Source organism: Longitalea luteola (assembly GCF_017356035.1).
GTDB classification, from domain to species: Bacteria; Bacteroidota; Bacteroidia; order Chitinophagales; family Chitinophagaceae; genus Niastella; species Niastella luteola.
Genome location: NZ_JAFIQX010000013.1, coordinates 164,245 through 188,589, shown reverse-complemented (window position 1 = coordinate 188,589; position 24,345 = coordinate 164,245). Strand labels below are relative to the sequence as shown.

Below are 24,345 nucleotides of genomic sequence, written 5' to 3'. Positions count from 1 at the left end.
ATGTTAAAGCCGTAAATTCAATGTCAAACCCAGCCACATGAGAAATCTGTTTTTATTACCAATTGCTGCTACCTTAGTGGCGTTTAATCAACCATCCCCTACTATGAATACATTTCAATGGCCAGGAGATATAAAACCTCCTGTGGCGGACAAGGAGCCAAAAGAATTAGTGGCACATGGCGACAAGCGCATAGACGATTATTACTGGCTGAACCAACGCGAGAATCCCAAAGTGCTGAATTATCTAAAAGCAGAGAATGCTTACCTGGATACGTTAATGAGTGGCACGAAGGAACTGCGGGAAAAGCTTTTCCAGGAAATGAAAAGCCGCATCAAAGAAAAAGATGAATCACTGCCTTATAAAGACAATGGCTACTGGTATTACACGCGTTATGAGGAAGGCAAACAATATCCCATATTTTGCCGTAAAAAAGAAACGCTTGAAGCTCCGGAACAGATCATGCTCGACCAGAATGTGATGGCCGAAGGTTTCAAATATTATTCCATTGGCGGACGGGCAGTGAGTGATAACAACGAACTGCTGGCATTTACGGTAGACTCGGTGAGCAGAAGGCTCTATGGCCTGCAGGTTAAAAACCTGGTAACCGGCGCCATCTACCCGGAAATCATCAGCAATGTAGAAGGTAATTATATTGTTTGGGCGGCCGACAACAAAACCATTTTCTATGTAAAAAAAGATGTGACCACGTTATTGGGCTACCAGGTCTGGCGGCATGAACTGGGCACCGATCCGGCCAGGGATGTAATGGTGTATGAGGAAAAAGACAATCGTTTTTACATCGGGGTTTATCGCACCAAATCGAAGAAATACATCAGCATCTTTTCCAGCATGAACCAGGTATCTACTGAGTTCCGCCTGCTGGAAGCCGCCCAGCCAACCGGTTCCTTCAAAATATTTGAACCGCGGCAAGAGAATTTCCAATACAGCATCGAACATTTCAATGACAGGTTCTATGTACTTACCGACTGGAATGCGCCTAATTTCCGCCTGATGCAAACGCCTGAAGCCAAAACCGGCAAAAAGAACTGGAAAGAAGTGATACCTCACCGGAAGGATGTATATATTTCCAATATGCTGGTCTTTAAAAACCATCTGGTACTGGGCGAGGTGAAAGATGCGTTGAACCAACTGCGTGTCATTGATCAGACTGACAAAAAGGATTACTATATCAGTTTTCCGGAAACAGTATTTGCTGCCTTCCAGCATATAAACCCGGATTATAATACAAATATTCTTCGGTTCTCCTATACTTCCATGACCACGCCCACTTCTATCTATGATTTCAACATGGATACGCAGGAACGGGAACTGAAAAAACAAACCGAAGTGCTGGGTGGATTCAAAAAGGAAGATTACGCTGCGGAACGCCTGTGGGCCACCGTGAGGGACGGGGCCAAAGTACCTGTTTCGCTGGTGTATAAAAAAGGTATGAAAAAAGATGGCAGCCATCCCCTGCTATTGTATGCATATGGTTCTTACGGCAGCAGCATTTCGCCTGGTTTCAACAGTAATATCATCAGCCTGCTCGACCGTGGCTTTATATATGCGATTGCGCATGTGCGGGGCGGACAGGAAATGGGGCGTTCCTGGTACGACCAGGGGCATATGTTCCATAAGAAAAATACCTTTTATGATTTTATCGATTGTGGTGAATTCCTGATCAAAGAAAAGTATACCACCAAAGAACACCTGTATGCCAATGGCGGCAGTGCCGGCGGCCTGCTGATGGGCGCCATTGTGAATATGCGTCCTGACCTGTGGAACGGCGTTATAGCAGATGTGCCTTTTGTGGATGTGATCACCACCATGTCGGACCCCAGCATCCCGCTAACCACCGGTGAATATAAAGAATGGGGCAACCCCGCCGAGAAGGAAGAGTACTTTTATATGAAGTCCTATTCTCCGTACGACAATGTAGAAAAGAAGGCTTATCCCAATATGCTGGTAACTACCGGCCTGCACGATTCGCAGGTGCAGTATTTTGAACCGGCCAAATGGGTGGCCAAATTACGGGAATTGAAAACAGATAACAATAAGCTGCTGTTCAAGATCAATATGGATGCGGGCCATGGCGGCGCTTCTGGTCGCTTTGATTACCTCAAAGACAAAGCCTGGCAATATGCATTCCTGCTGGCATTGGAGGGAAAGACAGAGTGATGCAGTGATGATCAATTTAAATGTTACTATATATTGAAAAAGCCTCGCTCTATCCATAGCGAGGCTTTTGCTATAGAGTAAATCGTGTTCTGCTATTTTTCTTCGTTCAACCCTAATGTGCTTTTTTATTCCGTCCCGACAGCAGCATTAATACAGCCGCTGTAACCGCAACACCGATCGCGATATTCTTTACCATTCCTTTCCGGTTGTATTTCCATTCGGCCGTCCATCCCCGTTCGGCAATGATGTTGGGAAATATGCCCTGCTTAATATCGTCAATAATTCCTTCTACGGCATTCACCCGGTCGGCCACCAGCAAAGTAAGCCAGTGGGCCCATTTGCCTTCGCTGTATTTGAAGGCATGACGGCGAAGCGCACCGCTTACACCGGTGGGCGGACAGGTGGTGCCAAAAACGGCTGAAACCGAGGGCCTTTCGATTGAGTGCAACTTTTCCACGGTAACCGGTTGCAGCTCCGGCCGGTCATAGTTCAATCCCTTACGATCGTCGCCATTCCAGTGCTTCATTGGATAAGTAGGTTCATTCTCAGCATCAGCATCGATGCCCCAACCTTTTATGTGGGCAAAGCGGGCGGCCATGTCATCGCCACCTTGTTTTTCTGCAGGCTCAGCTTTGTCTACAGGCCAATGCCCGGGCGTTTGTTGATTTTTACTTTCCATAAAATTATGTTTTAGGCAACTGCTCTTGGTGGTATTAAAACTGTTTTGATACAATTATCACGCTTGGCAGAGAATATATGATATCCTTCTGACACCTCTTCCAAAGGCAGCCTGTGCGTTATTATTTCTTTGGGGTTTATAATGCCGTTTTTAATGTGCTCGATAAGGCGTGGCAACAGGCGTTTTACAGATGCCTGGTTGCCGCGGATGGTGAGGCCTTTGTTTACCACGTTACCAATGGGGATCATATTGCCGGTAGGTCCGTAAACACCTACAATGGAGATTATGCCTCCTTTTTTCACCCCATTGATGGCCCATTCCAACGCTGTGGGCGAGCCTGCCTGCAGCAGTGTTTTTCTTCCCGTCAAAGTATGGAACAGATCACCGGCTGCTTCGGCGCCTACAGCATCGATACAAACGTCAGGACCGATACCGGTGAGCTTTTTCAGGAAGAGCACCGGATCGTCGATCGAAAGGAAATTGTATACTTCGCACTGGGCGTAATTTTGAACGAATTCCAACCTGTAGTCGAGCTTATCAATAACGATCACCCGGCCGGCGCCAAATAACCAGGCGCATTTGGCGGCCATAATGCCAATGGGGCCTGCGCCAAATACGACAACGGTATCCCCTTTTTTAATACCAGCCATTTCAGCGGCCTGGTAACCGGTGGGCAACACATCGGTAAGCAGAACGGCATCATCAAGATCCATCCAGTCGGGTATTATTTCCGGTCCAACATCTGCATAAGGCACACGCACATACTCAGCCTGTCCGCCATCATAACCACCGGCCGTATGTGAGTAACCGAAGATACCGCCTACTGCGGTGGCTTCAGAATTACTTTCATGGCAGTTGCCGTACAATTGTTGTGAACAAAAGGGACAGGTGCCACAGGCTATATTAAACGGCACCAGTACCCTGTCGCCTACTTTTAATTTTTGAACGCCGGCGCCAACCGCTTCTACCACACCGGTGAATTCATGCCCGAAGGTCATACCCACCCGGGTATCTGGCACGAGGCCATGATACAGGTGCAGGTCAGAACCGCAGATACATGAACGAGTTACACGAACAATAGCATCCTGGGGATGTTGAATCTCAGGTTCTGCCTTGTTTCTGTCCAAACGAACCCTGAACGGGCCGCGATAATTCATTGCTAACATATATCTGTTTATCCACAAAGCCCAAAAAAGTATGCCGCATGAAAACGGGGAACCGGTTCATCAAGTACCCGTTAAGCCGTTTGTTGCCAGCGCCCTGAACCGTCAGGCTGCTGCTGAAGTAAAAGACGTGCCGGGGAAGAAGGGCCCCCGCCTTTTTATACTGGCGGGGAGCTATGATCAACGTTGGGATGGATGTATATCAATCTGGATATTTGCGAAAAGCAACCGGTCACCATCAAATTGAAGCTGCAAGAAGTGTTACTGAAAGATGAATTAATAGTAGTTCATAACCATTTCTTTCGTTTGAACCAGAACCATATAATTCCTGTAACAATACCCATTATGATCAGTACACCCGGATATCCCCATTTGGCGCTCAACTCGGGCATATATTCGAAATTCATTCCATAAATACCCACTATAAAGGTTAGTGGCATAAAGAACACAGAAAATATCGTGAGTACTTTCATGACATCGCTTGTACGCTGCGCTGAAAAAGACATGGCGAGATTGAGCAGGTTATTTACATCTTCCAGTACCTGGGTGTATAAGGTTTGCATTTTCAGGTGTTGGTCTTTAAGGTCCTGCTTGGCAGCTTCCTCTCCATGTCTGGGGTAAATATGGTTGATCGGCTCCTGCATTAACATTAAGATCTTATGGGATATGGACGCCTGCCGTTTGATAATGTAAAGCGCTTCAATGTGCGAACGCCCTGAAGTTTTCATCATGATCTGGTCCTCATAAAAATCAACCTGCTCAGAAAGCCGGTTCAATGGCTCATCGTAGCTTTCCAGTGCGTTCCAGGCTATATGGATCAACACATCAATGACAGTTGAACATTTGCCGGTTACCACATATTTTGCACGAACTTTCTCCAGGAATGGGACGTCTGACTTATGAATCGTGAGAATAAAATCGTTTGTATAAAAAATGGCGATCTTATTGGTAATGTCCTGGATGGTTGCATTATGTTTACTGGCTGTATGATCATAATACCGGAGGATCAGAAAGTTTACATCGTCAATGAATTCGTATTTTGGCAGGTGTTCCGGTTGCATACAGTCCCGTACGATATGTGGATTCAGGTTGTAATCTGCACTCAGGGCTGCCATTTCCTCAACCGACGGGCTGGTTACGTCAATCCACTTTATGTTACCATCAATTTGTTGCTCTTTTTTGGTCATTGGGCACTATTTTAATACATGACTTCTATTGTAAAGTTCGATAAAACGATCCTAAACCAGCACCATAAAAATGAGGCCAGGCATCACCCGATGCCTGAATTACATGATCACCAAAAAACAAGCCCCCGACAATACCGTCAGGGGCTTATCATTTTATCTTAGGCAACACGCTCTACTTCGATGTGATCTTTGCCACTGCTAATTTCGTTTTGCCAAATAAACGATCGGTTTTACCAACCATATACATATCCTGGCCAATGACTGAACTGTGGCGCGGCATGGCCGTAGGCACATCTGCATTAGAGAAAAACAATTTACGCTGGTATTTGCCTGTTACTTCATCGAGGCTTACCATAAAACAGTCAGATTTCCTGAAACTGGAAATTGCTTTGACCTTCTGGCCGGGCTGCGATACGCCGGCGTTTTTCGGACTGTCATTAAAAAACAGGTGTATCTGGTTCCTGGATTGAATAGCGCCAAAACCTGCATAAAAAGGCCTTGATCCCGATTCAAAAAAACTACCGCCGAAGGTAATGGAAGCACCGGCTCCACTGGAACCATCGGAATAACGGATCACCTCACGCTGCGATTTAGGCACAATTTGCAACCAGCTAATATTGTTGGTTGCATCGATCTTACACATCATTATTTCACCACAATCATAAACATAATTGGTGTAGTAAGTCCACCGGCCAGGCATTCCATTGGTGCCAGGCGTATAGGAAGAACTGGTATAGGTGAACTGGTGGTAATTCTCTGCCAGCAGTACCAGTCCCTTATCAGCCGTGTAAAAAATGTTCCGGAATTTCATGTATTTGGAAAAACCTTCGCCTTCATCTTTGATCTTTGCCAGTTTTTCCCTTTCCTTTCTTTCCGCTTTGCTTTCGCCGTCTTTATCATCATCCTCTTCTTCGGTTTCTCCGTTATCAGTGGTCAGCAGCGAATAATTGATCTCTTTTTCAGCAGTGCTGATCACCTTACCCGAAGCAGGGTCGATGCGTTGAACCAGTAACCCGTTCGTGGTTCCTCTTTTTTCCTTACTGTAGAAACTGGCCAGTACCAGGTCCTTATCTTTGCCCAGCATCAGTTTTGTATTCGTGAGCCATTTACCATTGATATTGGTATTGATCTCGCTTTGCTGTTTACCTTTCTCATCATAGATCCGGATATTATAATTGGCAAAATCGAGGAATTTCTCCTTCTTCTTTTTACCCTCCTGGTATTCGAATACCCGTCCTACCAGGATTATCTTTTTGTCTTTTGTATATAAGACATCCTCCAGTTGATAGGTTTTGGCCTCAAACTCGTTCGTGATAATGGCTGGTTTGGTAGTAGCTTTCAGGTTCTTGTCGAACTCCTGCACCTGGTAGGTATTCTTTTCTTTGCCGGATACTGTACTAATGAGCACGATCTTCGTAGAATCGGCATTTGGTATCAGCTTGAAATTTATTTCGTCCTTCTTTTCTTCTTTCTGGAAACTGGTAATCGGCTTAAAGGATTCCGTAAGCTCGCCTGATGACTTATCAACTTCTGCAGCAAAGATCTCCAGGGCTCTGTCGCTTTTGTGGTATTCCGAAGCGATCATCATTAATTTATCGCGGAAGGCAAAGAATGTTTCAAATTCTTTTCCCCGCAATTCTTTATTAAAATCAGTTCTGTACACTTCCTGCAGGTTCTTGTCCAATTTTACCAGGGAAGCAGATCCACGCATAGAAGCGCCGATCACAAAATAGGCTTTTAAAGCCAGGTGATCTTCCTGGATATATACGCCGCTTGCATCCGTGTACACGACGCTTATGCTATTGCTTCCTTTTTTAAGTTTGAATTCATCACCCCAGGTGATAGATTGTTTTTGAGCGTATGCAGCTATACTCAGGGCTGTGGCAGCCAATACAAAACAGGCTTTTAACATGTTGATTAATTAAGGGTTTAATAAGTGCAAAGATGGTTATACACAATACCTCTTTGCCTACGCGCTAAAGATAATAAAACACCCTGAATTATGCCAGCGTTGTCATTTCATCCGGGCTGCCATTCCTCCTATTAACTTTAATTTATGACGCAGTTCTTCCGACCATGGCAGGCCGATAGACAGCCGCATGCAGTTCCCAAACTGATTCTGCAGAGTGTATAGCCGCCCGGGAGCAATACTTATTCGCTGCTTAATTGCGTTATCAAACAATTCTGTCGTATCGATGCTTTTATCAAACTCCACCCATAATGCAAGCCCACCCTGGGGTCTGCTGGTTTTGGTCCCTTCCGGAAAATAATCGGCTATGACCTGCAGATAGTGCTGGTAATTGTTTTGTAAGGTCAAACGCAGCTGGCGAAGATGATTTTCATAGCGGCCGTTGGCAAGAAAGTTAGCCACTGCTTCGTGGGTAATGGCTGAAGACGATATGGCATGCGCGAGCTTCAATTTCAGGATCTGCTCTTTATACCGGCCCGGCGCTACCCAACCTACCCGGTAGCCCGGCGCCAGGGTTTTGGAAAATGAACTGCACAATAAAACATTCCCATCTTTATCAAACGACCTGCAACAGGACGGGCGTTGTGCTCCAAAATAAAGATCGCCATAAATATCATCCTCAATGAGGGGTACACGATGTTTGGCCAACAGCTTCACCACTTCTTTTTTATTGTCATCAGGCATACAAGCCCCTAACGGCGTATTGAAGTTTGGCACCAACAGGCAAACGTTGATCTTTGATACTATTTTTCGTAAAGCGTCTATTTCAATGCCGGTGATGGGATGCGTGGGCAGCTCAAGCACTTTCAACCCCATGCTCAATGCCAGTTGTAAAATGCCGGAATAACACGGACTTTCCACGGCAATGGTATCGCCGCGTTTTGCCAAAGCCATCATGCAAAATGATAGCGCGTTCATGCCACCGGCGGTAGTTACCAGGTCATTTTCATGAAGATTGCCGCCCCAGTACATGGAACGTGCTGCGATCATCCGCCGCAATTTTTCATTGCCGGGCAATGGTTCGTAGCCGGTACCTCCATCCTTCAGGGTGCGCGTAGCATGAATTATTTCTTTATGAAGTTTCGACAAAGGCAACAATTCCCCGGAAGCTACACCAATAGAAAAAAGCGTCATATCCGGTTGTCCCATGGTGTCATAAACTTTTCCGATCAGATCCTTTGGTTCTTTGCTGCCACCCGACGATGAAGGCTTGCTAACGGCAGCCAGCGGCACGCGTTGATACCGCAACGGGCTTACAAAATAACCTGACTGTGGTTTTGACTCAATGAGTGATTGCGCTTCCAGCTCCAGGAATACCCTTTTGGCAGTGTTCATGCTGATATTGTACTCCTGGCACAACATTCTTACCGAAGGCAACCGGTCACCTGTTTTCAAAACCCCGCTCCTGATAAGTGCGGCAATGTTATTGGTGATCTCGGAATACAGGAATTTTTGCTTCATACGTAAAAGTAACTGTGTCCATCAAAATTTACAAAACTGAGGCTGTGTCTATTGAACAGCTGGAACTATTTTTACAACCAAAATAAAAGTTATGTCGGTAGTTACCATCAAAACAGGCAAAGAGCATATGGATGTGGACATGATCCATCATTTCTTAAGCACAGCCTCTTATTGGGCAAAAGGGATCTCCTATTCACTGGTCAACCACTCGCTGACGCACTCATTTTGTGTAGGCGCCTTTATTGATGACAGGCAGGTGGCATTTGGCCGGGTGATCACTGATTATTACACGTTTGGGTGGTTCGCCGATTTCTTTGTACTACCGGAATACCGCGGACAGGGCATTTCAAAAAAAATGTTATCCCATATCATGGAGCAGGACTGGTCGAAGCGACTGAGAAGGAAGATGCTGAATACGAGTGACGCCCATGGTCTGTATCGTCAGTTTCAGTTCAAAAAATTAAGCAACCCATCCTTTTTATTGGAGGTATATAACCCCGATGCGCATCTGCAGTATGTTAATTCCCTTTAACAACAAAGCAGCAGCAGTTTAATGTGCTGTCATGGATTACCTGGTGTAAAACGAACGCCTCACGTTCCATATTTTTGGTAAGAGGGCCCTCGATCTTTTTGATACCACCTATTAAAGGACCATATAAGATATATATTGAGCCATTCTTCTTAAGAAGCGATCGTAAAATGGCAGCTTCTTCAGCAATTGCTCTTTTGGTCCAGAAAAGATTAACGTTAAAAGAAAGTATTTTATCATAGCGCCTGTTATGATCATGCAGCTGCAGCAGATCACAGGTAAGAAATTCTACTTTGTTAGCAGTTATGGCAGCCGCATTCCGTTTGGCTGCTTTTTCAATAGCTGAATCTGACCGGTCAACAGCGGTAACTGAGCCGGTCTTTAAAATGGGTACCATTTGTTCAACAGCCAGCCCTACTCCACAGCCAATTTCAAGCACCTGGTGATTGGGCCGGATATCCATGACAGATAATGCCCAGGTAAAGCGATCGTTCTTTTCCATTCCTATGTTAACATTAAGGTAGAAATTTAGGCGTTCCCATGTCGAGCGGTCCGCTGGAGGGCCAGGGACCGTCGGGAATTATGAGTTCGGTGTGGGGCCAGGCAACCCAGTTGTTGCGGGGCATGGCAGCGGCTGTAACCAGGTTTTGGAGCACAATATGCAGATCATCCAGGCGCCACACATCTTCATTGGGATCAAACGCCGCCCCTGCAGAAGCCGCCATGGCTTCGTGTGCTGTTCGCGACAATACGACGGTAGAACAGGGCGGGCTCCAGCAGCCCAGTCCGCCAAACACTGCCTGCAGCCTGGCCGCCACTTCTATTCCGCCAACAGAGTCCATCGTTACTGCACAGGCGACCGGTTTGCCAAAAAAAGCAGGAGTATTTTCAAAGGCTGTCATTACTTCCACAAATCGCTGCAACGGTGAGCTCCAGTTGTTCCAGTACACACCGGTAATTACGAGGAAAGCGTCAGAATTGCTGACCAGGTCATACACTTCCCTGATCGAAGGCAAAGTACCGGTGAGCGTTAACAGGGTGGCCGGTAATTTAAATTCACTTCCCAGCATATGTGCGGCCTTCATGGCAACAGCGCCTGAATTACCGGCTGCTCCGCGCAGCGAGCCATTGATGATCAGAATATTTGTTTCCATAGACGTGAATAATACCTTTACTAACGAGCGGGAAGTCACTTCTTCCAACACTCCCGCTACTGTTGCGAAGTATCGGGCGTTGCCGGCTGAACGTATCCACGCTGGATGTATTTACTTAGCCTGGATTGGTTTTTAGCCAGTCTTTTCTGTACTCTCCTGATTTCCTTATCCAATTTATCTACTTTTTCGGTTTCTAACCTGGCATTTTTGGCATCGCGCCTGGCCTCCCCCGCATTTTTATCAGCTCTTTTGGCCAGCCTTTTATTCCTGGGATCATCACTCAACCTGTCTGCAGCGGCTACATTTTCGCTTGCCGACCGGTGCGCCCTGGCAATAGCCTCCTGTTTGCTCATCATTTTGAGGTCGAGCTCGCTTTGCAGTTCCCTGAGCCGGGCAGAATCCGCCTGGATCTTCGATACGAGATTAAGAGAATCTGAATTATCCTTTTGGGCATTTACTGAGAAATAAAAAAAGAAGAAAACAACCGGGTGTAATAACAACAGCTTTCGCATAATGTACTTTTAAATGTTACAGAAAAAGGTTGACATCGTAGTTATCATTTAAAGTACAAATCCTGATCTTATAGCGTAGCGGTATCAGCACCTTAGAATAGCCCAAATCAGCCGTTTGAAGAATACGGGGCAAAGATAATCAATATTTACCGGGCAGCATTTTCCCGCGATCCCCTGCCTCCTCACAACAAATATGGTATCATAACGTTCTTTCTCTTTATTATTTATCGACCCTATTACCAACCATGAACTGCAAATCTTTCTTTTCCTATTTGTTCCTGTTAATAGTGCTCTTTGTTACAGCCTGTTCTGAGCCGGAAAGACCGGTCACAAAGGAAGAAGCGGCTAAAATTGCTGCTGCCCTGGAAGACGCTATTGCCAACCGCAATTCAGGATTTCTGAACAGCCTGCTGTCGACTGAGCTCCTTGAAAAAAGGATCATGGAGCAGTCTGATAACAAACTGAGCCGGTCGTTAGTAGCCAATACGCTCACTTCTATAAAATCCGGCGACTTTGGCCGGCAGGTAATAAAGAGCCTGGGCAAAACTGGCACGTATGAGCTGGTAAAACAATATGAAAAGAACAACCACCAGCACCTGATCTTCCGGCTGTACGACCAGGAGATCAACTACCACGACTTCGAGCTGGTTAAAGTAAATGATCAGGTCAAAATAGCAGATGTGTTCGTTTATGTCACGGGCGAGAACCTGAGTACCAGTTATGCTGAAATGCTTTTGTCGATGAAAGAAGAAGCTTCAAAGCCGGTTGATACAAAAGACGCGAGACAAATGGATCTGATGAAGAAGTATATTAATGAAAAAGAGTATGAAAAAGCGAATAAGATCTACCATTCGCTGCCCGAGGTACTTAAGAAGCAGAAGATCTATAAGATCATCTACACCAGAATTGCCAGCGGCCTGGGAACAGATGAATACCTGGCTTCCCTGATCAATTTTCAAAAGGAATACCCGCAGGCTACCAACATGTACCTGCTGATGATGGATGCCTATTATCTCAAAAAAGATTATCCCGGCACCCTTCGCTGCATCAATGGCCTCGATTCATTGATCAATAAAGATCCTTTCCTCGATTATTACCGCGCCCTGATCTACAGGGAGAGCCACGATGCTGCCAACCAGCTGTTATGCCTCGAAAGGCTTCATCAAAATCTGCCTGACTATAGTCCTGGCACACTCGAACTTATATACCGTTATGTAGAAGACAACCGATGGGATAAAGCAATACCGCTCACAAAAGCGTATACTGCAACCAAAAATGCCGACCAGGCGACCATTGACAATTTGTACGAGATGTATCCGGCCTTTAAAGATGCAATGGACAAGGGTCAATAGACAATGGACAATGGACAATTCGCCTTCGCCAAGGCTACGACGAACAAGTAGACAATTAACAATTGACAATAGACAAAAAGGCAAAAGACAAAACAGCCCCGGACCAGGTCCGGGGCTGTTTTGTTAATCGAAGTCGAATAAGTCTGACAAAAAGCCGCCCTTTTTCTTCTTTCTATAATTTGGATGGTTCTGGTCTTTGTATGAATCATAGTCCTTCTGTTCACCGCGATAGCGATCGCTGTCATAACGGTCGCTTTCGTAGGTTGAACCAGACGCTCCTGATTTTTCGATGATCTTGTCCAGTTCACCCCGATCGAGCCAGATACCCCGGCATTTGGGACAATAATCAATTTCTACACCTTGTCTTTCTGTCATTACAAGGACTTCGTTACAATTAGGACAATTCATAACACATGATTTTCATTAAACTTAATACCCTTTTATGTATTAAATCATTGTGCCACATTAGAAGAATATTAAAATACCGCCCGGCGCCTTCCGGTTCCCTTTTTTCTGCGGATCACGCATCCAAAAAGGCGGTCCGCACTATCCGGCCGGCGCCTCTTTTCATGATCTATATCAATAAAGCCTGCACTATATGAAATGCGGCATTCTAATATTATCTTTAGCCGTTATGATCGTAGAACCATCCATAGTATGAATGTCTTCGTATTCTGCTTGCGTATAATTACTGCCTTTTGCGTGCTAATGGGCAGCATAGCCGAGTTTGTAGACTCGTATATTCTGGGCGGGATCAGCCTGCTGGTAACCACCTGCTTTTTAATGCTGCAGCCCATACTATTAATGCGCCGTCATGAATCGCCCACTTCGATGGCTGTATTGGCAAACGAATTTGACGTGTACACCTTTATGGACTGGAGCCGTGGTCTCGTTGGTTTCCTTTGCGGCCTGGGTGCATTCACTGAGGCCAGGCAGCCGCTAATGTGGCCTGCAGTACCGCCTTTATTGATCACCGGATGCTTTCTTTTATCGCCCCTTAGCGATAAGGTTTTTACTTACTCCATTCCCCCTTTTAAAGGCAATAGTAAACGCCGGCCGTGGACGCTCCGGAATACCGGTTTATGGTTTCTCCGAAGCACAGGTTTACTTTTCGTTACGGGCGGCATTTTGTCTTTCCCTGAAAAAGAGAAGTTTGCAGCAAGCATGGTGTTAATAGCCATTGGGCTGGCACTTGTTTTTATCAGGCAGCTTAAAAAACTGTTTTTGGGCAACAGGAAACCAGTTGTACCAGTTAAACCAGCCATCCCTGAAGGGCATCCGGTGCCAGCAGCTCGTCTTGAACCGGTAGCTGTGCAAGTTCCTGAAGCAACTACGAGCAACGCCGACACCCTGGCCAACCTATCAGACATGTATAAAAATTTACGGTGGGCGGAGCCGGCCCAAAAGGGCACTGCTTATGTCGAATTTTTGAACAGTTTGTTTTCCTCGCAGGGCACGCTGGTGAGCAATGCCTTTACCCTCGATGGAGCAGGCATCAGCGGCAGCTTTGAGGTAGAAGGTCAGATCTATATTCTGTATGCCAACTGGCAACCGGTACAGATTGGCGAAGATGCTTTACTGATGTTCAATGCAAAAGTCGAATCAAGATCAACGTGGGCACGGGGCATTTTTATCAGCGATGCAGGATTTACCGCTGAAGGCCTGGCCATGTTTGCCAAAGGAAAACGCACAAGCATTATCGGTATGGATGGCAGTGATCTGCAACTGGTGTTAGCGGGTCGTCTTTCGCTGGTTGACGCCATAAGGCAGAAGGCCCGCCGCGCTGTTGAAACCAATTATTTTTTTGTACCCTTACAGGAATTGATATAGTATTTTTAATTCCAATGCTCATTGCCTGGCTTATATGAATAGTATCCCTTACAATTATCGTTATCTGGTCGGCCTCGGTTATTTCCTGCTTGGTTTTCGCATGGCCTTTCGCGATTATGGAGCAGCTGCGCTGGCTTCTTTTATTGCAGGCCTGGTAATATGTTTCCCGGTGCTTGTTAATTATTTTAAGCATGGTAAAACCGTTCGCATCAGTACTCCCTGGGATGACATTCCTACGTATATAAAAATAGGCTGGATAAGAAAAGGGATCGCTACATTGGCCTGCCTTTTGATAGTAGGCGGTTTTCAACGGCATTTATACAAAGAAAGCATAGCCATTGCTGTAATATGCGCTATTATTTTATCGCCGTTAGACAGCCTGCTGTTCGGTCCCCCGGATCCTTATCAGCCTGATCGCAAAACTGTTCGCAATACCATCGTTGTAAGTATCCGGTGTGCCGGCGTTGGCTTGTACCTGATGGGTTTATATCATTTAATGGAAGACAAACATACCAAGCAGGAAGTGGCTATGAGCCTCCTGATCGCCGGCCTGGTGTTGATGTTGATGCGGCCGGCAGCTATGCTCCTGGTACCGGTACGGCCACCAATGCCATCGATGCAACCTGTCATTCCCGTAAGGCCCGCATCAGCGGCTGTTCTCACATCTGCTAAGACCCCGCAAGAGCCTGCCCCACCTGCACCTGACCTTGACGCATTAAAAGCAGATTACCTGGCCTTGCCGGAAATGAACGCACAGGCCCGCGGCTTTGCCTTTCAACGTTTCCTGCACCGGCTGTTCACTGCCCATCATATAATTACCAGAAGCGCGTTTCGATTGCAGGGCGAAGAGATTGACGGCAGCTTCGACCTGGGCGCGCAAACATGGCTGCTCGAAGCCAAATGGCATTCATTGCCCACCCCACAAAGCGACCTGCTGGTGTTCAACAGTAAGGTAGAAGGTAAATCAACCTGGGCACGCGGTATTTTTATCAGTTATACCGGCTTCTCTGCTGATGGGCTCATCGCTTTTCGTCATGGTAAAAGAACCAGTATCATCGGTATGGATGGCAACGATCTTTTACTGATCCTCGACGGTCATATCAGTCTCGATGATGCTATTAAACTAAAAGCCATGAAAGCGGTAGAGAATAATGATTTCTTCGTTCCATTGGCATCCTTCCTGTAACTTCCACTCCATTCAATCAAATTCCCTGAAATTTGTACCCAGCAAAAAAACAAAGGGCATGAACATTTACCAGCAAGTGATCGCATTACCGGAAAAACCAAGAGGCTTTCATTTAATAACGCGGGAAGTGGTGCAGGCGCTGCCGGCCATGGCAAACATTACAACCGGCTTTTGCCAGGTCTTTATACAACATACTTCGGCATCGCTCACCATCAATGAAAATGCCGATCCTACCGTACGCATAGACTTTGAGACCTTCTTCAATAAAACGGTTAGGGAGAACGATCCTGATTACAAACATGATTATGAGGGAGCTGATGATATGCCGGCGCACCTGAAAGCATCCGTGCTTGGCTGTTCGGTAATGATCCCCATTCGTAAAGGACAACTGGCACTCGGCACCTGGCAGGGCATTTATTTATGTGAGCACCGCAACCAGGGCGGCAGCAGAAAGCTGGTGATCACTGCGTGGGGACAGTAACAAATTGTAAAAAACTACATGCTCAAACGTATTTCGGCTATCCTGCCTGGAAGATCACCTAAGAAGGCCCCAAATTTGTAGCATTACATAAAATTGTAAACCATGAATGAACTAATTAACCAGATAGTTGAGAAAACAGGCATTCCAGCAGACAAAGCCCAACAGGTTTTAGGAGTAGTTTCCGGTTATATTAAACAAAAATTCCCGCAATTTGGCGGGCAGATCGATTCACTATTAGGCGGCGGTGGCCAGCAATCAGGTAACACCGGCAGCGGAAATCCGCTGGGCGTCCTGGGCAGCAAACTGGGATTTTAAATCATTGTAAATTGCAATTACTTCCTGTGCTAATTGACAACATCAATGTGCACAGGAATTTTTTTCAGGTTACCAGCCAGGAACACCCTGAATTAATATACTATACCGGGCATAATTCTTACACTTAAGCGGTTAAACCGGAACGTAGCGGACTTTCTACAAAATAAGGCGCGGCCTCTTCCTTCTCCTTGGCAGCCAGTGTATCTGCCAGTAGCCTCACCTGTTCCCTTATTTCCTGCAAATCGCTGATGGTAGAGCCGTATTCCAGCGCCAGCGCGAATTTTCTCATCTCATGTATTACAATAGTACGAAGCTGTGCCGCTGTAAATTGCTGTAAACGAGTTTCCATATAGGTCTTTTTAACATTATTGCAATTGTTGTTCCACAGCGCGCCTGTTATTTTTCGGGATACAGGCATCTTGTCCAGTAACCAAAAATTTGCTGAATGATCTCCTGCAACTGCTGACAATCGTCAGGTTTCTTAAAAAAGCCCTGCACGGTAAACTTGTAAGCGTCTTCAATGTGCCGGGGATTATCGGTGGTAGTTAGAAAGATGAAAGGGATGGATTTTTTCCGCAGATAATCATTGCCATTAATTTTACGGCCAAGCTCAATGCCATCCATCACAGGCATATTGATATCACAGAGAATGATAAATGGCTTGTCGCTGGTATCCATTAAATAATCGAGCGCCTGCTGACCGTTATCAAAATATTTAAGTTCATTCTGTATTCCACATTTCCGGATGGCATTGGTAATAAAAAAGCGGTCATCTTCATCGTCTTCAACAATCAGAATCGGTCCACTGGGAAACTTTTTCATTTTTTAAAAATTAAATATTGACTGCCATCCTGCTTACAAAGTTAATTTTTAAGCCGCGTTTCGTGGCACCGGTTTCGCATAATTATAAACATGACGACAGACCCCCGGCAAGAAGACCCCCTGTTTGACGCCCGGTTGTTTGAGGAGTTCTACGGCGGACAGCCACAGGCCATTCTGTGGTTCAGCCCTATTTGGTCTGATGACGGTCAACAAATTGTAGACTTTGCCTTTACGTATGCCAACACCGAGGGACTTGAATACTTAAAGCTCACTCCGGCACAGTTTAAAAACCTTACTATTCGCAATTCTCCTACTTTATCAGCTGAACTTCGTAACCAGGTCCTTGATGAAATGAAGTGGGTGTATGAAACCGGTAAAAAAGCAACTTCATCTATTTTCAATGCCGCACTGAATAAACACGCGCGCGTCATGCGCAGCAAACTGCGTGGCGGAATACTTACTGTAGTGCAGGATTTTACGCGTGAAAAAAAAATGATCGCTACGCTGCAGGCGCAGAAATCATCACTGGAACAGGGCGCCCGCCAGCTGGAGCAGCAAAAAACACTGCTCGACAATATTCTAAAGAACACTTCTAATGGCATCTGTGTAACCCGCGCCATCCGTAATGATGATGGAATAGTGATTGACGCCGTGGTCATTATTGCAAACGATGCTGCCGTTCATGCTACCGGTGTGCCCCGCGAATTTTTTATCAACAAACGGGTGACCGAGATTCAGCCCGGCATCGTAGAAACGGAATATTTCCAGGGCAGCGCCATGACACTGGAAACCGGAAATCCTTTCATCTGGCAACATATGATAGAACCAACAGGCCGATGGATAGAATCAACCGTTTCGCGTCTCGATCTAAACCACCTCATCCATATATTTACAGATATCACGCCTTTAAAACAGGTTCAGCTTCAAATTGAACAATCTGCCAGTACCCTGAAATCGGTATTCGATGCAGCCCAAACCGGCATGGCCCTGCTTGATCCCGTATATAATGAAAATAATGAGATCATCGACTTCCGATTTGTGCTGGTGAATGCAACGATCTCCAATCTTGTTCATCAGCCACCGGCATTGCTTACAGGAGACCTTGCCGGCAACTGGTTTCCCGGCTACCTGGCAACAGACGCTTTTAAGATGTACAGGGACACCTATCTAACGGGGCAGCGGCAGCGCCGTGAATTGCATTATGATGCAGACGGGCTCGACCGCTACCTCGATATCCAGTGCATCAAACTGAATAACCAGCTGCTGGTCTGCCTCTCTGACCATAGCTTCCTGCGCAAATCACAATTAAAACTCGAACAAACCATTGCTTCCCTGGAACAATCGAACAGGTACCTGGAAGATTTTGCACATGCGGCATCTCATGACATGAGAGAACCATTGCGAAAGATCCTGCTGTTTGTCGACCAGTTGAAAAGCAGCGTCAGTTCTACCATAGATCCCGAAGACCTGCGCATCCTGAATCGTATTGAATCGGCAGCCCGGCACCTGAATGATTTTGTACGCGATCTGCTTAGTTTTTCCTATATCAGTCAGCAACGCCTGGTAAAACACACGATCGACCTCAATGAAATAATGCAGGCGGTGCTTGATGAACTGGAGCTAAGCATTGCAGAGAAACACGCAGTGATCACCGTTGAGCCATTACCGTTCGTAGAAGGGAATGCCAGGCAGTTCGAACAGTTATTCCAGAACCTGATCGGCAATGCGCTCAAATACAGCAGCCTCAATGCACAGCCTGTTATTACGATACGCAGCCAGCTGGCTGATGCAGCGCTGGTGGCGGCCCGATTACCCAGGAACCCGAAAGAGCAGCCGCATTATATCATAGAAGTGATCGACAACGGTATCGGGTTCAGTCAGCAATATGCCGAGCAGATCTTCGATATGTTCGAACGCCTGCATACGAAATCACAATATGCGGGAACAGGCATTGGCCTCGCCATTGCGCGTAAAGTGGTTGAGAACCACCAGGGCGCCATCTGGGCGGAGAGCGAACCGGGCAAGGGCGCTACCTTTTTTGTGCTGTTGCCGGTGGTTCATTAGTATCGTACAAAGTGATTAATTTTGATAACAGTTAAACGTGCGGTTATGCTCAGCACAATCTGTTACATAGGATTATTCCTGTTGCTGGCACCATGGCAGGAAGACGTGTACAAAGCCAAGAGAGAGAAAATGGTGAGTCAGCAGATCCAACGGCGGGGCGTAAAAGACCCGGTAGTGCTGAAAGCCATGCGAACGGTGAAGCGGCATGAATTTGTTCCTGCCGACCAAACCAAAAACGCCTATGATGACCGCCCGCTGCCCATTGGTTATGGCCAAACCATCTCACAGCCATACATCGTGGCGTATATGACCGAAGTGATAAAACCACAATCTCATTTTAAGGTGCTGGAAATTGGCACCGGATCCGGTTACCAGGCCGCTATTCTTTCGGCCATCGTAAAAGAAGTATACACCATCGAGATCGTTCCTGAATTAGGTAAGTCAGCTACAGAAAAGCTGAAAACGAACTACAGGAATGTTCAGGTAAAAATAAGCGATGGGTATCATGGATGGAAAGAGAATGGTCCATACGACGCCATTGTAGTAACAGCCGCTGCGGAACATATTCCGCCACCGTTGATCAGTCAATTGAAAGAGGGCGGTAAAATGGTGATCCCGGTAGGCTCAACATTTCTGACCCAGATGCTGATACTGGTAGAAAAGAAAAACGGATCAACCACCACCAAAAACCTGCTACCGGTGACCTTTGTTCCCCTCACCCGGAAGAAAAGTGAATGAAAGCATCATTGGTATGCACAATTCCACACAATCGAAAGACCATTCATCTACCCGGCTCATGCTGTCGCTGGGAATTCTTTCTGCTGCCATCATTGCTTTTCAACTGGCCCTCATGCAGATCTTATCCATTGTACAATGGCATCATTTTGCTTATATGGTCATTTCAGTGGCCATGCTGGGTTTTGGCGCTGCCGGTACAGTGCTGGCTTTTTTCAGGCAGCGCCTGCTGCAGGGCATCGGGTGGTGGCTCCCCGTATTGATGATCAGCTGCGGCATTAGCATGTCGCTGGTAGTTTATCTATCTCAACTTTCTTTTATCCGGTTCGACAGCTATATGCTGTTCGCCAACTATACGCATATAGGCCGTTTACTGCTAACCTACCTGTTGTTCTTTATTCCCTTTTTACTGGGTGCCCTTGCCATTGGACTTGTGTTTGACCATTACGTAGCCATTATAGGCAAGGTGTATTTCGCCAACCTGCTGGGCTCGGCGGCCGGTGGTTTGTTGTTACTGGCGTTGTTATGGTATTTATACCCCAACAGACTGCCTGCCATCATTTCCTGGTTACCGGTAATAGCCGGCGCCATGATCATACCGCAGCTGCACAAACGCACCGGTGCCTTGCGCCTGTTTGCATTACTTGCCTGTGTGATGTGTGCGCTTACCATCGTCTTCCCGCCCACATTACATTTATCGCAGTTCAAAGACCTGAGCAAAACTTTGTTGCTGCCGGAGGCAGCTATCAAAATGGAAAGAACCAGTCCGTACGGACCAATACAGGCAGTCTCCTCGCCTGTATTGCGATATGCCCCGGGCATGAGCCTGGCTGCAGAACAACCGGTGACTGCCAGCACAGCGGTGTTCCTGAATGGCGACTGGCTGGGCGCCGTTGCCGGCTATAACCAGGCCGATACTACCTTTGTGTTGCATAACACCAGCTTCGATCTTCCTTACAAAATGGCTGACAGAAAAGACGTATTGGTACTGCAGGCCGGTACGGGACTGGAAGTAGCGCATGCGCTTAGCCGGCAGGCAACCCGTATTGTAGCCATCGAGCCTAATGCCGTATTGACAACGGCCCTGCAACAGACATTATCCGCCGACAATGATTCGCTTTTTTACCATCCCGCTATTTCCGTACATACTACAGACCCGCGCATTTTCCTGTTAACGGATACGGCCTATTATGATCTTATCCATTTGCCAATGGCCGGTAGCTTTGGCGGCTCGGCCGGATTATATGCGCTGCATCAACAATATTTATTGACGAAGGATGCATTTATGCACATGTGGCCCCGGCTGCAGGAGGATGGCGCCATCAGCATCAGCGCCTGGATGGATTATCCCGTACGTCATCCGCTAAAGCTTGCGGCTACGCTCGCAGAAGTGCTGGAAGCCCTGAACATCCGGCAGCCACGACAGCATATAACCGCCATCCGCAGCTGGAGCACCATCAGCTTCGTGATCACAAAAAGGCCTTTGACAACGGCGGTCGTTCAAAATATCCGGCGCTTCTGTAACCAATGGCAATTTGATCCGGTGCTGCTGCCGGGCCTGCAGCCAGGCGAAAGGGCGCGTTATCACTTTTTGCAGGACAGCAGTTTCTTTCAGCATATAGACGCCTTGTTTTCAAACGACAGGAACGCCTTATATGCCAACTACGATTTTAATATAAAACCGGCCACAGACGAACGGCCCTATTTTTCTCAATTCATCCGCTGGAAAAATTTATCGCACCTCGCTGCTTATTTCGGCAACCGTTCCATTCCTTTCTTCGAGATCGGCTACCTGCTCGTCGTGATCACCCTGGTACAAATAGCCGTTGTTTCATTTGTGCTCGTTTTGCTGCCACTTTTCCGGCGGGGATGGAAAGGCAAACACAAAACAGGCGTATTGTTATACTTCGGAGGTATAGGCCTGGGGTATATGTTTGTGGAAATGGTTTTCATTCAACACTTCACTTTTTATTTCGGTCACCCGGTATATGCGGCAGCGGCGGTGATCACCGTGCTGTTATTCTTCTCGGGCTGCGGCAGTTATATGGCCGGCCGTTTTGCCGGCAACAAAAAAGCCATGGTGATTATCACTGCAATTATTATTGTGCTTCTTTGCATTTATGCAACTGTATTAATGCCATTGCTGCAACAAACCAAACACAGCGCCCTGCCGGTAAAAACAGGCGTCGTGCTCTTACTAACGGCGCCGTTGGCATTTTGTATGGGCATTCCATTCCCGGCAGCACTGTCATGGCTTGCCCGGATGGAAGCCACTGATATTCCCTGGGCCTGGGGGTTGAACGGTTGTGTTTCCGTGATCAGCACCGCACTGGCTACCATAATAGCGGTTGAAGCAGGCGCCGCCCTCGTTCTGTGGCTGGCGGCGTTGGCCTATTGTTTGCCGTTGGTTGTCTGGAGCCGGTGGTTATGAGATACCGGTAAATCCTTTCTCCTAAAAAAATTATAGAATTAAAGCGATTTACGCGATATTGGCGGCTGATCACCATAAGATCTCCGCATTATGCTTGATGCCCTGGTTAATACACTTAGCAAATATGTTACTTTAACACCCGAAGAAGTAACGATTGTAGGATCGCTTTTTACATTCAGGACTTTTCGTAAACACCAGTATATCTTGCAGGAAGGAGAAATAACCAGGCATGAGACCTTTATTGTAAAAGGCGTTACCAGGACTTTTGAAGTGGATGAAAAAGGCCAGGAGCACGTATTACAATTCGGATTGGAAGACTGGTGGGTGGGTGATCTCTACAGCTTTCTTACGGAAACGCCAGCAAAAAGCAATATCGATTGCCTCGAAGACACCCAGGTATATCAAATAACCAAACCAAATCTTGAAACGCTGTACGAAAAGGTTCCAAAAATGGAACGTCATTTCCGCATCGTCATTCAAAATGCATACATAGCAGCTATCAAAAGGGTGGCTTCTTCCCTTGCCAAAAGCGCTACGGAAAGGTATCTCGATTTCACCAGCCAGTATCCGCAAATAGAGCAGCGCGTACCTAATCACCAGATAGCCTCTTACCTTGGAATAACGCCACAAAGTTTAAGCAGGCTGAGATCGCAGCCCCACAAAAAACAAAAATAGAATTCATCACCCCCATTTTTGTTACCATAGGTTAATGCAATTCATTACCCTGGGTGATTGGCCATCCTCCCTGTTTTAAGAAATTTTGTGGCCATAAAATATTGCATGTATGAAGAGAATGATATTCTCCACGGATCAATCCTTAGCTCCATTTTTGTTACGCCTTTTTCTGGCGCTCGTTCTATTTCCGCATGGCGCTCAAAAATTACTGGGCTGGTTCGGTGGTGCCGGTTTTAACGGGTCGATGGATTATTTCACTGAAAAGGTTCATTTACCCTGGGGTATCGGCTTCATCGTTATTATGATAGAGTTCTTTGGTCCACTGGCGCTGTTATTAGGATTTGCCGTCAGGCTTTGGAGTGTTGCCATTGCTGTCGTTATGGCCGGCATTATTCTAACCCATTTTACCGATTACTTCTTCATGAACTGGTTTGGCAATCAGAAAACAGAAGGTATGGAATTCTTCCTGCTCGTTATTGGTATGACAGGCGCATTGATCTACGCCGGTGCGGGGCGATTCTCTATTGATGCCGTTTATGGGAGAACCGGGGATCGTTGATCCCCCGAAGCGGTATGGTCTATTCGTCTGCCAGTTTAATACCTGTCTGGGTGAAAACGATCTTTCTGTTCTTGTACAAATTACCCGTGGTCATTTTGAAGGTCTTTTTACTCATACCGAAAAAAGAATAGATCTCTTCGGGGTCTGATTTATCATTGTAAGGCAGATAACCATTATTTTCCTGCAGCAGGCGCATCACCTTACCGGCTTCGTCTTCCACGCGCTGGTAACCCATTTTTCCGGTGCCCACATCAATTTTGTTGTTCTCCCGGATGTTCTTGATATAACCTTTCAACTGATCGCCTTCCGTAATTTCCTGGTAAATATCATTGAAATGCAATACCCCGGTGTGGCGGTTGTTGATGATCACCACGTAACCAATATCTGTACGTCGGTATACCAGCAGGTCTACCGGTTCCTGTTCTTTCACCGTCAATTGTTCATTGCTCAAAAAGGGTTCTATTTTTTCCGAAGCGGCCACACGGCCGGTCATTTCATCGAGGTATATTTTCACGATGTACTCCCCGCCTACCCGCATGCCCATTAACTGTTTCGATTTGGGCACAAACAGGTCCTTCATCAGTCCCCAATCCATAAAAGCGCCTTGTTTGGTTACCGACACCACCTTCAGTTTTACAATATCGCCAACAATACCTTTTGGCTGCTGGGTGGTGGCGATGAGCCGGTCTTCCGAATCATGGTAAACAAATACTTTCAGCACATCCCCTACTTTTACGCCGTGCGGCACAAAGCGTTTGGGCAGCAATACCACGTCTTTGTCTTCACCCAGGTACATACCGAAATCGAATGCCCGGGCCACCCGCAATGTATTGTACTCCCCCACTTTGATCTGACTGATTGCCATGTATTTGTATTTTTCTGCAAAGAACGACAAAAAATCGGCAATTTCCGCGCGCGGCTTTTTACAGAGAAAATGTGTCAAAAAAGAAAACACTACAGGCAAGATCCAGTTGATCGGTACCTGTTTTTTTCCGAACTTAGTATTCTTCGGTTATACCTTATTGTATCCCCGGTAAGCGGCCTGGCTTAAGCTATAGTAAC

24 protein-coding genes are annotated in these 24,345 nt (G+C 46.5%); 12 read left to right on the top strand and 12 right to left on the bottom strand.

Annotated elements, in window-relative coordinates:
- Positions 1-37: 37 nt before the first annotated feature.
- A complete protein-coding gene (locus JUB15_RS25010; protein WP_242696509.1) occupies positions 38-2,179 on the top strand; it encodes a S9 family peptidase in 2,142 nt (713 codons plus the stop codon).
- 112 nt (positions 2,180-2,291) lie between these two features.
- On the opposite strand, the gene JUB15_RS25005 is transcribed toward JUB15_RS25010, so the two are convergent.
- The 5 genes from JUB15_RS25005 to JUB15_RS24985 all read right to left on the bottom strand — a co-directional run bounded on the left by JUB15_RS25005 (position 2,292) and on the right by JUB15_RS24985 (position 8,638).
- On the bottom strand, positions 2,292-2,858 hold the full coding sequence (locus JUB15_RS25005) for a hypothetical protein (protein ID WP_242696508.1): 567 nt from the start codon (positions 2,856-2,858) through the stop codon (positions 2,292-2,294).
- Positions 2,859-2,869: 11 nt separating this feature from the next.
- A complete protein-coding gene (locus tag JUB15_RS25000; protein WP_207515389.1) occupies positions 2,870-4,024 on the bottom strand; it encodes a zinc-dependent alcohol dehydrogenase in 1,155 nt (384 codons plus the stop codon).
- A gap of 284 nt (positions 4,025-4,308) precedes the next feature.
- Positions 4,309-5,208 (bottom strand): magnesium transporter CorA family protein, encoded by a 900-nt coding sequence (locus JUB15_RS24995; protein WP_207515388.1) that lies wholly within the window; start codon positions 5,206-5,208, stop codon positions 4,309-4,311.
- A 172-nt stretch (positions 5,209-5,380) separates the two neighbouring features.
- Positions 5,381-7,120 carry a hypothetical protein gene (locus JUB15_RS24990; protein WP_207515387.1) on the bottom strand — a complete coding sequence of 580 codons (1,740 nt, stop codon included), beginning with the start codon at positions 7,118-7,120 and terminating at the stop codon, positions 5,381-5,383.
- 102 nt (positions 7,121-7,222) lie between these two features.
- The gene (locus JUB15_RS24985; RefSeq protein ID WP_207515386.1) at positions 7,223-8,638 is read right to left on the bottom strand and encodes an aminotransferase-like domain-containing protein; all 1,416 of its coding nucleotides are present in this window, start codon (positions 8,636-8,638) and stop codon (positions 7,223-7,225) included.
- 91 nt (positions 8,639-8,729) lie between these two features.
- Between JUB15_RS24985 and JUB15_RS24980 the strand changes: the two genes are divergently transcribed.
- Positions 8,730-9,170 (top strand): GNAT family N-acetyltransferase, encoded by a 441-nt coding sequence (locus JUB15_RS24980; protein WP_207515385.1) that lies wholly within the window; start codon positions 8,730-8,732, stop codon positions 9,168-9,170.
- Here JUB15_RS24980 and JUB15_RS24975 read toward each other — a convergent pair.
- Genes JUB15_RS24975 through JUB15_RS24965 form a run of 3 tightly spaced genes read right to left on the bottom strand, consistent with a single transcriptional unit; the run spans position 9,157 to position 10,833 of the window.
- Positions 9,157-9,669: an SAM-dependent methyltransferase gene (locus tag JUB15_RS24975; RefSeq protein WP_207515384.1), complete on the bottom strand. Its 513-nt coding sequence runs from the start codon at positions 9,667-9,669 to the stop codon at positions 9,157-9,159. The genes JUB15_RS24980 and JUB15_RS24975 overlap by 14 nt on opposite strands.
- A 13-nt stretch (positions 9,670-9,682) precedes the next feature.
- The gene (locus tag JUB15_RS24970) at positions 9,683-10,321 is read right to left on the bottom strand and encodes an NAD(P)H-dependent oxidoreductase (RefSeq protein WP_207515383.1); all 639 of its coding nucleotides are present in this window, start codon (positions 10,319-10,321) and stop codon (positions 9,683-9,685) included.
- Between the two features lie 56 nt (positions 10,322-10,377).
- Positions 10,378-10,833: a hypothetical protein gene (locus JUB15_RS24965; RefSeq protein WP_207515382.1), complete on the bottom strand. Its 456-nt coding sequence runs from the start codon at positions 10,831-10,833 to the stop codon at positions 10,378-10,380.
- Positions 10,834-11,078: 245 nt separating this feature from the next.
- Here JUB15_RS24965 and JUB15_RS24960 point away from each other — a divergent pair, with 245 nt between their 5' ends.
- Positions 11,079-12,185, top strand: a complete 1,107-nt coding sequence (locus JUB15_RS24960) for a tetratricopeptide repeat protein (protein ID WP_207515381.1) — start codon at positions 11,079-11,081, stop codon at positions 12,183-12,185.
- Positions 12,186-12,308: 123 nt separating this feature from the next.
- Here JUB15_RS24960 and JUB15_RS24955 read toward each other — a convergent pair whose 3' ends face one another.
- Entirely contained in the window at positions 12,309-12,593 is a 285-nt protein-coding gene (locus JUB15_RS24955) for a TFIIB-type zinc ribbon-containing protein (RefSeq protein ID WP_207515380.1), read from the bottom strand.
- A gap of 300 nt (positions 12,594-12,893) precedes the next feature.
- On the opposite strand from JUB15_RS24955, the gene JUB15_RS24950 reads away from it, so the two are divergent.
- From JUB15_RS24950 to JUB15_RS24935, 4 genes are all read left to right on the top strand, one after another.
- Positions 12,894-14,015, top strand: a complete 1,122-nt coding sequence (locus tag JUB15_RS24950) for a hypothetical protein (protein WP_207515379.1) — start codon at positions 12,894-12,896, stop codon at positions 14,013-14,015.
- Positions 14,016-14,049: 34 nt separating this feature from the next.
- Positions 14,050-15,201, top strand: a complete 1,152-nt coding sequence (locus JUB15_RS24945; RefSeq protein ID WP_207515378.1) for a hypothetical protein — start codon at positions 14,050-14,052, stop codon at positions 15,199-15,201.
- 58 nt (positions 15,202-15,259) lie between these two features.
- Entirely contained in the window at positions 15,260-15,682 is a 423-nt protein-coding gene (locus JUB15_RS24940) for a secondary thiamine-phosphate synthase enzyme YjbQ (protein ID WP_242696506.1), read from the top strand.
- Positions 15,683-15,784: 102 nt separating this feature from the next.
- Positions 15,785-15,997 carry a hypothetical protein gene (locus tag JUB15_RS24935; protein ID WP_207515377.1) on the top strand — a complete coding sequence of 71 codons (213 nt, stop codon included), beginning with the start codon at positions 15,785-15,787 and terminating at the stop codon, positions 15,995-15,997.
- A 124-nt stretch (positions 15,998-16,121) separates the two neighbouring features.
- Here the strand turns inward: JUB15_RS24935 and JUB15_RS24930 are convergent, their stop codons facing one another.
- Complete coding sequence (locus tag JUB15_RS24930; protein ID WP_207515376.1) at positions 16,122-16,346, bottom strand: hypothetical protein; 225 nt, start codon at positions 16,344-16,346, stop codon at positions 16,122-16,124.
- A 47-nt stretch (positions 16,347-16,393) separates the two neighbouring features.
- On the bottom strand, positions 16,394-16,819 hold the full coding sequence (locus JUB15_RS24925; RefSeq protein WP_207515375.1) for a response regulator: 426 nt from the start codon (positions 16,817-16,819) through the stop codon (positions 16,394-16,396).
- A 90-nt stretch (positions 16,820-16,909) separates the two neighbouring features.
- Between JUB15_RS24925 and JUB15_RS24920 the strand changes: the two genes are divergently transcribed.
- From JUB15_RS24920 to JUB15_RS24900, 5 genes are all read left to right on the top strand, one after another.
- Positions 16,910-18,883: a sensor histidine kinase gene (locus tag JUB15_RS24920; protein WP_207515374.1), complete on the top strand. Its 1,974-nt coding sequence runs from the start codon at positions 16,910-16,912 to the stop codon at positions 18,881-18,883.
- Positions 18,884-18,928: 45 nt separating this feature from the next.
- Positions 18,929-19,621: a protein-L-isoaspartate(D-aspartate) O-methyltransferase gene (locus JUB15_RS24915; protein ID WP_207515373.1), complete on the top strand. Its 693-nt coding sequence runs from the start codon at positions 18,929-18,931 to the stop codon at positions 19,619-19,621.
- Positions 19,590-22,049 carry a spermidine synthase family protein gene (locus JUB15_RS24910; protein ID WP_207515372.1) on the top strand — a complete coding sequence of 820 codons (2,460 nt, stop codon included), beginning with the start codon at positions 19,590-19,592 and terminating at the stop codon, positions 22,047-22,049. The genes JUB15_RS24915 and JUB15_RS24910 overlap by 32 nt, the downstream gene beginning before the upstream one ends.
- Before the next feature lie 90 nt (positions 22,050-22,139).
- Positions 22,140-22,724 (top strand): Crp/Fnr family transcriptional regulator, encoded by a 585-nt coding sequence (locus tag JUB15_RS24905; protein WP_207515371.1) that lies wholly within the window; start codon positions 22,140-22,142, stop codon positions 22,722-22,724.
- A 109-nt stretch (positions 22,725-22,833) separates the two neighbouring features.
- Positions 22,834-23,283 carry a DoxX family protein gene (locus tag JUB15_RS24900; protein ID WP_242696505.1) on the top strand — a complete coding sequence of 150 codons (450 nt, stop codon included), beginning with the start codon at positions 22,834-22,836 and terminating at the stop codon, positions 23,281-23,283.
- A gap of 19 nt (positions 23,284-23,302) precedes the next feature.
- Here the strand turns inward: JUB15_RS24900 and JUB15_RS24895 are convergent, their stop codons facing one another.
- Positions 23,303-24,148 carry a CvfB family protein gene (locus JUB15_RS24895; protein WP_207515370.1) on the bottom strand — a complete coding sequence of 282 codons (846 nt, stop codon included), beginning with the start codon at positions 24,146-24,148 and terminating at the stop codon, positions 23,303-23,305.
- Between the last annotated feature and the right edge of the window lie 197 nt (positions 24,149-24,345).